General features: G+C 37.0%; 11 protein-coding genes. All 11 read right to left on the minus strand.

Going from position 1 to position 12,688, the window contains the following annotated elements; all coding sequences use genetic code 11:
• Positions 1 to 22 precede the first annotated feature (22 nt).
• A complete protein-coding gene (locus tag VK664_RS28875; RefSeq protein ID WP_461402213.1) occupies positions 23 to 1,189 on the minus strand; it encodes a hypothetical protein in 1,167 nt (388 codons plus the stop codon).
• Positions 1,190 to 1,192: 3 nt separating this feature from the next.
• The gene (locus VK664_RS28880) at positions 1,193 to 2,365 is read right to left on the minus strand and encodes a glycosyltransferase family 4 protein (protein WP_461402214.1); all 1,173 of its coding nucleotides are present in this window, start codon (positions 2,363 to 2,365) and stop codon (positions 1,193 to 1,195) included.
• 37 nt (positions 2,366 to 2,402) lie between these two features.
• A complete protein-coding gene (locus VK664_RS28885) occupies positions 2,403 to 3,512 on the minus strand; it encodes a glycosyltransferase family 4 protein (protein ID WP_461402215.1) in 1,110 nt (369 codons plus the stop codon).
• 70 nt (positions 3,513 to 3,582) lie between these two features.
• Positions 3,583 to 4,395, minus strand: coding sequence for a hypothetical protein (locus VK664_RS28890; RefSeq protein ID WP_461402216.1), 813 nt, complete (start codon positions 4,393 to 4,395; stop codon positions 3,583 to 3,585).
• A 3-nt stretch (positions 4,396 to 4,398) separates the two neighbouring features.
• Positions 4,399 to 5,688, minus strand: a complete 1,290-nt coding sequence (locus tag VK664_RS28895) for a hypothetical protein (RefSeq protein ID WP_461402217.1) — start codon at positions 5,686 to 5,688, stop codon at positions 4,399 to 4,401.
• Between the two features lie 54 nt (positions 5,689 to 5,742).
• Positions 5,743 to 6,435, minus strand: coding sequence for a hypothetical protein (locus VK664_RS28900; RefSeq protein ID WP_461402218.1), 693 nt, complete (start codon positions 6,433 to 6,435; stop codon positions 5,743 to 5,745).
• A gap of 77 nt (positions 6,436 to 6,512) precedes the next feature.
• Positions 6,513 to 7,640, minus strand: coding sequence for a glycosyltransferase family 4 protein (locus VK664_RS28905; protein WP_461402219.1), 1,128 nt, complete (start codon positions 7,638 to 7,640; stop codon positions 6,513 to 6,515).
• 20 nt (positions 7,641 to 7,660) lie between these two features.
• The gene (locus VK664_RS28910) at positions 7,661 to 9,235 is read right to left on the minus strand and encodes a lipopolysaccharide biosynthesis protein (protein ID WP_461402220.1); all 1,575 of its coding nucleotides are present in this window, start codon (positions 9,233 to 9,235) and stop codon (positions 7,661 to 7,663) included.
• 65 nt (positions 9,236 to 9,300) lie between these two features.
• Positions 9,301 to 10,857 carry a nucleoside/nucleotide kinase family protein gene (locus VK664_RS28915; RefSeq protein ID WP_461402221.1) on the minus strand — a complete coding sequence of 519 codons (1,557 nt, stop codon included), beginning with the start codon at positions 10,855 to 10,857 and terminating at the stop codon, positions 9,301 to 9,303.
• Positions 10,858 to 10,939: 82 nt separating this feature from the next.
• The gene (locus VK664_RS28920) at positions 10,940 to 12,022 is read right to left on the minus strand and encodes an NAD-dependent epimerase/dehydratase family protein (protein WP_461402222.1); all 1,083 of its coding nucleotides are present in this window, start codon (positions 12,020 to 12,022) and stop codon (positions 10,940 to 10,942) included.
• Between the two features lie 64 nt (positions 12,023 to 12,086).
• Positions 12,087 to 12,626, minus strand: a complete 540-nt coding sequence (locus VK664_RS28925; RefSeq protein WP_461402223.1) for a UpxY family transcription antiterminator — start codon at positions 12,624 to 12,626, stop codon at positions 12,087 to 12,089.
• Between the last annotated feature and the right edge of the window lie 62 nt (positions 12,627 to 12,688).

Here is a 12,688-nt window from a genome sequence, read left to right on the forward strand (position 1 = left end):
ACTGGTAGCAAGGAAACAGCAATCATCTGATGGCTTGTTCACTATAGAAATCATCGCTTTCAACCACTATAGCATTTGCCCCCACAGCTTCGCTAAGAAAATGGAATACGCGACTGTCTAAACCTAACAATGCTTTTCTGTATTCCGTTCTACCCGCTTCAACAATGCCGCGATAATCAGCTATTCTATCAGAAACACTATCAATAACATCGGTCAAATTATCTCCATCCCAGTCTACCGGTACGTAAGTTTTCGACTTTACGTAAATATCAGGCCAGGTCTCCAGGTGGTTCATATCTGGCTTAATTAATAAACCGCCATTCATAATTGTTTCAAAATCTCGGAAACACACTTCGCCCCAGCCGAAAGGGCTTAAAACTGAAGCCACAAGTTTAATTTCATTATTATATAATTTCGATTTTACCGATCCGGAAAGTACGGCCTCACTATTAATACATTTCTTCAAAAAGAGTTTTCGTTGAAAACCAATAGTCTCCGGCAAAACGCTTTCGCCAAAACGGGCCTGCACTTTATTTATCTTTGTGGTAATATCTACCGGTTTGTTTAAAGTCTCAATCATTTGTTTATAACAATAGATAAACCATGGTCTCAGCGATTTAGAAAAACCTAGTTTAGTTGCGGTCTTTGCAAGTCGCACTAAGGTTCTACCAGGTATTGGGTAAATCCCATACCCAAGGTTCCAGGAAATTCTTAACTTTTTCAATACATCCGGATTGTCAGGCACTGCCCTGATTTTTTCATTATCATCAATAATATTAAATCTCTGATGGTAATAATCGGTAAACAACTGTCTTCCATACATTGGCCTTAAATAATTTAGACGGTCACGCAATAGTTTCCCCTTAAAATACAAATCCACCAGATCTATATATTCAAAATGAAGGCTATCGCTTCCTGCACCATCATCAAGTATAATAATTCTATCAAATCGTTTTCTGAAATCACGGATTAGGTCTCTTTTCTTCTGATCATTCGTTGTATACAACTTATTGCCTTTGAACACACGAATCAGTATTGCGCATTTACCGGACACCATGCTTGCCTCTTTGGAATCTATATGTACATAAACCAGCAGATGATTAAATTGTGAAACAATAAGTGGAAACAATGTATATAGTGATTCTATTGTTGAACCTGAATGAATCAAATAAATACGGTCTTTTAACATGAGTCAGGTTTTATTTGTTAAAATAGCACGTCCTAAGCCTTCACTTCCATACTCATAAGCTAAAGCATCGTTATAAACCGCTACAAATTCCTTTCCCATGGTGTCAATTGAAAATTCATCGCGAATTCTCTTTTTGCTGATTGCTCCAAACAGCCGGGCTTTTTCTGTATCGTCAATTAGTTCCAGTATAAAATCGCTGATTTCATCAACAGTTTCTTCACCAATTAAATAACCATTTTCGCCATTCCGTATTAGTTCACCGGTACCACCTGCATTGGTTGCTATTACTGGTTTCCCGAGCGCCATATATTCCAGAATTGCGTTAGAAGTACCTTCTCCATTAGTAGAAAACAGCACGCCGATAGAACAAGCATTTACCAGGGCTTCAGCATCCTGAATTTCACCTTGAAGTCTTATCCTCGGATGTTCTGCACTTAATTTGCATATTCTTCTATATTCAAGATCATTTTTATCATACCCACCTACCCCAATAAAGCTGACATCATCCCTGATACCAGTTACCTTCAAAGCCACATTAATAAACAAATTATAATCTTTTGCAGGCGAAAACGACGCTACCATTATTACGACATGCGAAGTAATGATTCCATATTTTTTCTTCATTTCATCAACCGGCGGCAGATTTTCAAAACGCGCCAGGTTAATTCCATTTAAAATCAACTTTCGCTTACTTAAGGGAGGTTTAAAGATTTCAAACCCCTTTTTTGAGTTAGCTAGTACCACTTTCGAAAATCGAAAATTGATGACGTCGATTAAACGGTTTACTGTCCAACTATTTAATCGCGTCGGGGCCCCGGTAATCTGGCTATTAACCAAAGTTTTATTCTGGCCAATAATTGCCGGAATAGTATATAAAGACTGCATTCGTCCCCAGGAATGTATGATGTGTGGATTGTATTGCCTGCATATTTTATAAAACTGCCAGAATACCATCAAATCCTTTTTCTTAAGCTTTTTATTTATGATCTTATATTCAATATTAAGGTTGAAGAATTCTGTATAATGGATTTCAGTTTTAGTCATTACAACAAGAATTTCAAACAAATTTCTTGCCTTCAAATAGGTTAATAACTCTATCAGGCGCCTTTCCTTGCCTCCTGCGCGGAGACCTCCTATGAAAATCAGGATACGGGGTTTTTCAACACCAGACATCATTCTACCAGGTTAAATCGAATGTTTCAGAAAAATCTGATCAGTTTGTGGAGAGCATGGCCAGCAGTTTTTTCGACAACAATTTATAATCATGCTGCTCTATATATGTCAAAACATTTTTTGACATAGAAGTATATACTGCAGTAGTAACGCCTGAGAACATTTTTTGCAATTCCGGGAGATCACTAAACACTATTCCCAAATTATGATTGGAAATGATACTATCCGGGTTGACCCTTTCAGTAGTTATTATTGGGGTTCCGACTGACATTGCTTCTAAAAAGGTATTGCTGAATCCCTCATAATGAGAAGTGTTTAATAAATACTTTGCTTTAGAAAAAAAAGGCAATACCTGGTCCCTTTCCAAAAAACCAGCAAATTGCACATTGGGCAATTGACCTAACTTCTGAAGATAATATTGTGTTTCTTCGTCGCATCTTGGATGTTCCTTTCCCGCAATCAAAAACTTTTCGTCGGCCAGTAGTGAAGCAATTTCAAACAATAGCGGGATGTTTTTTTGATATTGGTATATTCCCAGCCAGGCTATGTAATTTTTTGATTGTATCTCATTTGAAAATGCTCCTCCTTTTAAAAGAAGAGGATTTGAAATCTTGAATATTTTTTTTCCAGGAAACTCTTTTTTAATGATATTATATTGATAATTGTTTTGACAAAGAATGCAGTATGACAATTTCATTCCCAATCGCTGAAAGAAAAGATGTGGCACTGAACGGGTTTTGTGGGCCCGCTCGTCTAAAAAACAATCGTTCGAAATACGTAGAATATATTTAACCCTTAAATGGCGGCATATTATCGCAAAGAAAAACGACTTCCAACACGGCACACCTTCATAAAAATAATCAGGTTTGCTTCTTTTGATTGTCTGGTATAAATAAGGCAGGCGATAATACAACCATCGAACCCATCGCAAACCTTTTTTTTTATTATACAACGGCAATAGAATTATATCCAGGCATTCTTCCTTCAAAATTTTATTTTCAGACATATCGGTAAGCACATTAATTTCTTCACCTGCATCTAAAAGACCTCTTATCCACCCGTACGCCTGCACAGCAGCTCCGCCGGAAGGCTTTTCTTGTTTAACAAGAATATTTATTATCATATCATCAAAAAAAAGAAATTTCGCCATTGTTCAGGTATTATTCAAAGCCCGGTTCAAAGACTTGTTGCTATTACATTCTGCCCTATTGATTTACTTTTTATTGCCGGTAAGCAGTAAAATTTATAGTATTTTTTTGCGCAAAGGAAGAATCGGAATGTTTTTGTCCCTCCAGTATTTTTGTTATAGACAACACGTTCTCTTTTATGGATTTTTCCCCATCAATATTATAAACCACGACATTGTGATCAAGCATCCAGGAGATAATAAGCTCAAGCTGGAATTGCCATTTAAGGATATCTCCCAGTAAATCATTTTTATTTTTTCCAAGGTGAGAGGCAATTGTTTTTGATCGATTAACCAAACGTTGTACAATTATTCCTTTATCTTCTGTGTTTACATAAATTATAGCTTTCGGCAAGGGAACGAGAGGTAAATATTTATTGATTAAATCTGGCATTAGCACCAAATCACTTTGAACCAAAAAAGACTTCTGCAGAAATCCTTCATTAAGGAGACATGGGATAAAGGATTTTTTTTCATCGATTGCCTGATATCGGCAAAAATCTAAATACAAAAGATAAACAGAGCGGAAACGCAAAGCTGAATTATCATTCTGATAAATACTTGCATCTGACAATTGTTCCCAGCAAAAATTTGCCAACCGGGGATGGTTTTGTGCAAAACGTAAGCCGAATTCTATTGGAATACTCTTCGCCCCCCCCCCATTTAAAAGCTTTTTGATTCTAAATACTATCCAGCTATTAAAATCTTCAAGAGAAGGGGCAGGCATTAAAAGCGCACCCTGGTATATCCAATTAAATGATGCACGCCATTTTTTACATAAAGCGTTATATATTGTCGTTTTGCCAATACCTGGCGGCCCGATGATCTCTATTATTTCAGCGCACATACATTAAATATCTTTATAGAAGGGCGATTTATGCAACACATTGATAGCATTATTATCCGTCGAAATCGCGGATTGCGTCTCCATATTGCTTCGCGCTAATGGTAACATAAGCAACAAGAAAATCAGCAACATTGAGCCTGACTCAGTAAAGCGACCTGTACCGGCAAAAACCAGGAATGCCACGGCCGCAAAAAAAACAATTGATTTGTCTATAATTAATGAAGCTGCCCCGAGCGACATCTTAAATACTGTGATAATCATCAGGCAATACAGGATAACCCCGAGGATGCCGCTTGAATGTGCTATACTTGGCAAATCACCATGCAGCGTTCGCAGCTCAAAGACACCTTTGCCATAATGACCAGAACTATTGAATAATCCAAAACCGATCAAAGGGCTGTATGCATTATATACAAACATGTCCTTGTAAATAAGCTCGTATTCTGCAATACGTGGTTCATTCTCCAACTCTCTTTCATTCAGTTGCCGCAATTCATACCGTTCTTTCAATTCATTTCCGAAACCAGTACCCGAGTAAATAAAAAAACCGGCAAAAACAATAAATGACCCCAGCAAAATAAATTGCTTTGCCTCCTTTTTAAAAAGTAATGTTATCATTGGCACCAAAATTCCGATAGAACTTACTAACATAACAGTTCGCCTTAAGCTGAGCATAATAAAACTGTAGGCTAAAATAACAAGTAAAATATATGTAAGCTTACGAGTCATTATCATTTGCAAGGCCATGATAAATACCGCAATCGATAAAATATTAAACCCAGCGGCATAGATGTTACCATATAAAATACCACCGGCTATACCATACATATGTGCAGGAGAATAGTGGTTGATTGTTGACATAAGGACATTAGCAACAAATAATAACAATATTAAAAATGCCGAGTTAGAAAGCTCTCTGAAAATCGCGTCTGCTGAATACTTTTTATATATTGCAGCGATTAAAGGAATTGAGACAAATAACCAAAAAACGGAAAAAGCATTTGAACGGATTGCCACTAAATCACCTGACCGTGTGAGCAGTAGAAAAAAATAACAGAACAGGACTAAAGCATAGATATTGTTTTTAAAGAAAGTGCCGTTTCGTAGAATACCATACAAAATTAAAAACGATATAGTGCCATAATAGATCGATGCCGAAAAGACGGGTTCAATTATATTATTTGAAAAGATTATTACAGGCAGATAAATAATTGCAAGTTCTTTCTTTTTTGAAAAAAGATATATAGCGAATAAATAACCCAAAACTTCAATAATTAAAAAGAACCTATCCATTGTTGTGCTTTGAGATTAAGAAATAACCTGCCAAAATCTGAAAATATATTTGAATCAGACTGTTGCAAGTGAATATTCTCCTAATAATTCCCTAACCTTCCTTACATCAATATCATCCTTAATGCGAAAAGAAACGAGGTTTTCTTTAGATTCAATCTCTTCGAGAAAATCAAGGACTACATGATATTTTGTCCGCCGCCAAAAATCGTGAATCACGAAAACTATTTCTCTCCAATCATACTCTATCGCTTTCAAAATGGAATACATGCAGCAACAAACACGAAATCGCCCATCTATAAAAACAACATCGACCTTATATAGTGCCGGGTTAATTTCTTCCCATATTTCTTCGTAATACCTGGGCCAATAGTCATTATAATCGTTAGATATAGGCTTTCCCCATCGGTTTGTGGGACCCAGATCGACAAACTTATAGTGCAAATTTTTATTTAATACTCTCTTTATATAGTTAATCGAGCACATGTACCGGAAAAAATCTGGATTTGATTCTACTGAAAACACAATCTTATTGTAGTTCAGGAGATAAATTGTAGAACCGCCTGAACCGTATTCCAAAAAGGTCTTCTTGTTTTTACACAACTCTTTAAAGAAAAAATATTCTCTACGCTTCATATGGGGATAGAAAAAAAGAACAGGATATTTTCTGATCAAATCCCATTTTGATTCTGGTTTGTTCACGAGTTTCAGCATCTTAAATAATGCTTTTGAAAAGTAGTAAGAATCCATATATCGTATTTTAAATGAATGAAGGGCCAGACCTGAAAAATATTAAGCTGCACCGGATTTCGCCAATAGCCTTTCCTTCAATTACAGCAATCAACATTAAACCGTTGTTGGATCAAATCGGAAAATCGCCGGTAAAAAATATTTCCTGATAGATTGGCTAAGACATATTTCTCGGAATTTTTACTCATTTGTTCAAGTTTGTCTTTATTGCTAATGAGCGATTCAAGAGCATTAGTCAAAGCCGTCAAAGAATTAGACTTGATTATTAATCCGTTTTCGCCATCTTTTATATTGAATCGTGCACCGCAGGTATCGGTGCAAATTACTGGTAGACCGTAACCAAGAGCCTCAGTGACAGATATTCCATATTGCTCATCAACTGCTGGCAAAACAAATACATGATGTGTTTTGTACAAATCTCCTATCATATTATAAGGAACATTTCTCTTCATATCAATAATATTTGCTAATCCCAGACGGGAAACCGATTCTTTTATTTTTTCAAATCGAAAGACCTGTTGATCTCTGGAACATTCGCCTACCATTGTGAGTTTTAGCTTGTATTTATCCTTTAAAATATTAACTGCATTTATTAGCAACAAATGGTTTTTCCTTTCCTGGTTATACTTTCCAATCATTAATATTCTTATCTCCTCGCAATTCTTATGATCCCGGGAAAATATTTTAATTGGAATGGGTAAAGGAATGTGATACATATGCCTGATCTGGCTGCTTTGCAGTTTTTTATCACTTTTTATAGGAACCATCCAGGCCGCTTTAAAAAAAGCAATCATCAGCCTTTGTGCAATTCTTGTTTTCGTACTTCGGGGCCTGAATAAATTTTCCTGTGTATAGAAAATTATTCTGGCCTTTAATACAGATGAATAAAAAGCAGCGATAAACGAAAAATATTTGAATGGGTCGCGGATGATAACAATATCTGGTTTTAAACTTCGGAGCGTCTTCCAGTAATGCAAGAGTTCCGGAAAATAATTTGGCCTGTTAACACCACCTTTTCCAAATATCTTTTCGATTACTTTAGATAGTTTGCTTTGATTGTACCTTGAAGGGGTAAGTAAGCTATAATCTTCTGTGGATCCGAGGCTGGCAACATGGAATGAAACATCATGGTTTTGTTCCTGGAGTGTTTTCACCATCTGGTATTGATTGGTATGAAACCTTGGGCCGACTAGTAAAACTCTCATAAAATATGAAACTGATAGTGTTAATTGGTTTTAAAGAACTTTATCGAAGAAATAATTTTCAAGAGCGCCTCTTTTTGCTCATGTCGAAGGCCAACCAGATAAAATATTGAAAACGAAATGACAAAGGAGACTAATGCGAGCGCTATCATCCAAATCAATCTAACAGGTTGAAAGAAGGTAGTTATATACAACGCCGAAGAAAGCATTAACACGGATGTTATCAAAGGCCGGACTCGTTGAATAAAAGACAGTTCCACGTCATGCTTTATTTTACTTTTTAGAAATTTTCTTTGCCCGATAAAAAGTAAAAACTTACCACAAATTAAACTACTACAAAGCCCAATAATCCCCCATTTTGCCGTAAATACCAGCCCTAAAGCAATAAAAATCGAGGATGAAATCAAGGATAGATAAACCTTCTTCTTCAGGTCTAAAGTTGCATTAATAATATAACCATCATGCTTTATAAGTGTATCCTGAAGTATCATAACAATGAGTAATAAATTAATAAAATCGCCTGCAAAAAAACCATCACCAACCCATGCTTTTAAAAACGACTCATTGAAAAGGATAATCGTAACTCCTGTGGCAGTTATTAATAAAAAAATTAAACCAGTCATAGTATCCCGAACCTTATAAATCTTTGAATACTCTTTCAATCCGAACAATTTGCCAATTCCCGGAATAGCTCCTATTATCACACGAAACAAAAGACCCTGTATCGCTAACGGCAGAAAGGTACTAAGGGCATAAGAAGATACTAAAACGGGACCTGCAGCAAATCCAAGCAAAACCTTATCACTACTGGTAAGTATAGTATCAGTGGCTGTATTAGCCATATTCCAGCCGCTTAGTCTGCAAAAGGAAAGTACTTTTGCAAAATTTGTTTTCCCGAACCCAAACCAACCAACACTTTTTTTGACAATGAAGTAGTAACTGAGGCCGGTTACGATGGTAATAAAGATTTGAACCAGGGCGAGACCAACTAAGCCATGCCCCTGTGTAATTACAAACACTTTTAAAGTACCACCAATAATTATGATTCCCGACCGCAACCCCATTCGCTTAAAACCCAAATTCATTCCACGCAATACAGCCTCGAATAAGTCAAATACTTTGGCAATAACTAAGGAGAAAAGTAATAATGAACAGGTAATGCGAATTAGCCTGTAATGTTTTATGTCAATCCTCGTAATATAAGGCGCATACCAGGATAAAATAGCCCCGGCAATCAAAATTACCGGCAAAATAAAAGCGGTTACAAAAAACGCACTGGTTACATCACTTCTCAATTCTTCCTCGCTGGCAATATCTTTTTTCCGGGCTACTGTCCATTTGAGCACCTGGGTTGCGCGGGAATCAGCAACTGTTGCGTAACCCGTCAACTGTCCAATAATTTTCCAGGCACCATAAAACGCAGGACCTAAGCCCCTGACTATAACGGGGCTTACCAACAAACCTGTGATTTGAACTGCAGCAAAATCTATGATACTGGTTAAGCTGTTAAGATAGGCCCGCTGCTTAAGGTTTTCTTTTGGCTTTGCAGGTCGTTCAATTTGGACTTCCGCACTTTTTTCAACAGCTAAATCAATCATATAAATCTAATTCCAAACAATTGGATTACCCCCCGTGCAATTTCTTCAGGCGTTGGATAAGAAACTCAATTCCACAAGCCCCACAGGTGACTCTTAACAGAAACAAGGACATCGTTTAACGGCCGGGCGGCATCAATGGTTACAACAGCACAATCCCCTGGATACTTTAAATTCCTTATACCTTCAATCTTTAATTCAAGCATTTGTAATGAAGCGTTACTAGGTTTTCTGATCGCAATTAAATCAGCCTTAGCTACAAGTTTAAAAACCAGATCCGGAGGATTATCTTCAGCTAATTGATAAGTCTTAGCTTCTTTTCTTGCAAGGAACCTGAATAAAATATTTTTAGAGTGAAGTAAATAGTTTAACGCCGGACCGTCATTATACCCCATGCACTGGTTTTGCGGAAACCTGTCACAGATGACCAACATACCTTTCGCCTTTGCAAGCCGGATCATTTTCAGCTTCTTGCGTCTTTCCCTGGCAACTGTCAATGCCTCAAAGCATTTAAACAAATTGAATTTGAAGCTTCTTCCCTGATTAGGAGAGAAATCATCACGCATCATAATTTTCCGGGGTTGCTGATATTGTGTATAGCTCTTTTTAAAACCTTTTAAAAACTTTCGCTGCCATGATATCTTACCTGACTTCCCCCTGCCCATGTATATATTGTATACGTCTATTTTTCTTTTAAATGTTGCCTGCAGGTTTCCAATCACTGTAGATTTCCCGGACCCGTCTGCCCCGACTATAGCAACAACAAAACCTCCCCCTGGATAGATACGCTGTGAAATAATTGGCTGGCTTGAATATTTTGCCCACTTACGGTAAACCTTGATCGCAATCTCCCTGTACCATCTTAATATTGTTGCCTCTAAAGGAGAGTAAAGACGTTGAGTTTTTAGTTTTTTTTGCAATAAAGTGGAAAGTTTTAAAAGTGTTTTATGCGTAAACTCTTTTGTCACCAAATCATAAATGGGGATATAATCACCAAATAGAGATTTAAGAAGTATAGCGATTTCATCGTTAGTACACCTGGCCTTTAACCATTGATACTCAGCCAATACATTTTTACTGTATTTTATATCTTTTTTGAAATAACTTTTCAGAATATCCCTGTTTCTGAGTTTTAATGCATAGCGAAAAAATAACAGTAAAAGCTCGAAAGTCGGTGCACTTCGATAAATACCAAACTCAACATCGAAGACACGGCTATCTAAAATTTTCTGTTCAAGGTTTAACTGATATCCCTTTAAATAAGATTCACCCAATGTGAGTTTAAAGTGCGTATGCAGGTGAATAATTTTTCCAGAAGGCAAATCAAGCCCTATATAATCTTCAATATCCCTGTATTGTTTCTCCTTAATAGGGTTAAATCTTTTAAAGCCGTAATTGTTCATGATGATCTCAAACCCAGCCTTATCCTGTTCGTCGAAAAGAATGTCAAGGTCAGTGTCCCCCGACATTGATGCAGCCAGATGTTCGTTACTTTTCCAATGGCAATATTTGATATTAAGCTCATGAAAAGACTGTAACACCTCTTCGATCAAAGAAAGTTTTAGATTAGCTTGTTTGGGCGGGTTAAATATCCCAGAAATCGGCTCAACTATAATATTATTCATCTGTGTTAGAATGCGGTATGATTTTACAGTTTGTTCAAAGCCGAAAACCCTTTAAGAAAACTGATGTCGGGTAATTACACAGTTAGCTTTGTATCTCGGCTTGTAAATTGTACTTCGTACAATAATATTCCTTATACCATTCAATATATTTTTCTAACCCGACCTGCAAATCTGTATCGGGTGAATAACCAAAATTCTCGGCGAGGTCATCTACATTTGCCCAGGTAGTCATTACATCTCCAGCCTGCATACATTTCATTTCTAAAATTGCTTTCTTGTGTATAGCATTCTCGAGTTTATTAATAAATTCAAGCAATTCAACAGGGCTGTTATTTCCAATATTATATAAGCGGAACGGTGCAGTGGAAGTTGAAGGGTCGGGCCGACTTGCATTCCAATTCACATTTGGCTGAGCGGGCGCATTGACAATTCTGGTAATGGCCCCTACAATATCATCTATATATGTGAAGTCCCGTTTCATCTTGCCATTATTAAAAACCTGGATTGGCTTGTCGGAGAATATGGCATCTGCAAAAAGAAAGCAAGCCATATCAGGTCTGCCCCAGGGACCATACACCGTAAAAAAACGCAGCCCTGTTGTTGGTATGTTGTACAAATAGCTATAAGCATGCGCCATTAGCTCATTCGCTTTTTTAGTAGCCGCATATAAAGAAGCAGGATGATTTGTAGAATGTTTTACGGAGAAAGGCACTTCTACGTTCAGGCCATACACACTTGAGGAACTGGCATAGATTAAATGTTTTGCCTTGATATTCCGACATGATTCAAGGACATTCAAAAACCCGACAAGATTTGATTGCACATATGAGTCAGGATGAGTTATTGAATGCCTTACCCCTGCCTGAGCTGCCAGGTTTATGAACACATCGGGACGGTGTCTTTCACAAACATCAATTAATTCCGATTTATCTTCAAGATTCAACCGAATGAAAATGTAATCATTAAATTTTCGGCTTTGAGTTTCCTTGAACCAAATAACTTCTTTTTTTTCAATTCCGCATTCTTTCAATCGCTGGTATTTCAGTTTCACATCATAGTATTCATTTATATTATCAATTCCTATCACTTCATATCCATCTTTCAACAGAGCAATGGTTAAATGAAACCCAATGAAACCGGCACTTCCTGATACTAATATTTTCATACTCGATTACAGATGTTCAATTCCTAAACAAGACATTTGCTGAACCAGGTCAAAGTTCCTCACTTCATCTTAAAAGCTGATCGCGTCTACTAGAGCTACTTGATTTCTTAACAATTCTCAAATTACCTTTTTCAACCTCAGCAACCATTGCATAACCAAGCGTGGGGAGATAGACCTTAACCTTCTTTTTTCCAACAGACAAGATGCTTCCTTCAGCCTGCATCAATGGTCCGTTTGTAATCCGAACCACGTCATTTACATTTACTTCTGCTTTCTCAAGATTAACATTATCGTACTCATTTAAAAACCTTTTGATGACCTCGATTTCTTCATCTTTAATAATTGCTGGTTTGCCTAACCAACAAACAAAATTGATAATTCCATTTATGCCTTTTACCCTGCTTATTTCATCGGCACCAACTTGTACGAAAACATAGCAGGTAAATAGTGGCTCATAAAGCCACTTCTTACGATCGCTCCATTGCCTCACTACCCGATTGAGCGGACAATAGGTAACAATTTGTTCCTTTACTAACAAATCAGACACTTTTTTCTCCCATCGCGGTTTGGTATATACCGCGAACCACTTCTTACCATCGACCATATTAAATATTTTAAGTTGCCTGTACTGTAGAAATGGCTCCGCCTATCTCAGTCACAAATTGT

This window comes from Flavitalea sp. (assembly GCF_035489435.1).
Lineage (GTDB): Bacteria > Bacteroidota > Bacteroidia > Chitinophagales > Chitinophagaceae > DATHKG01.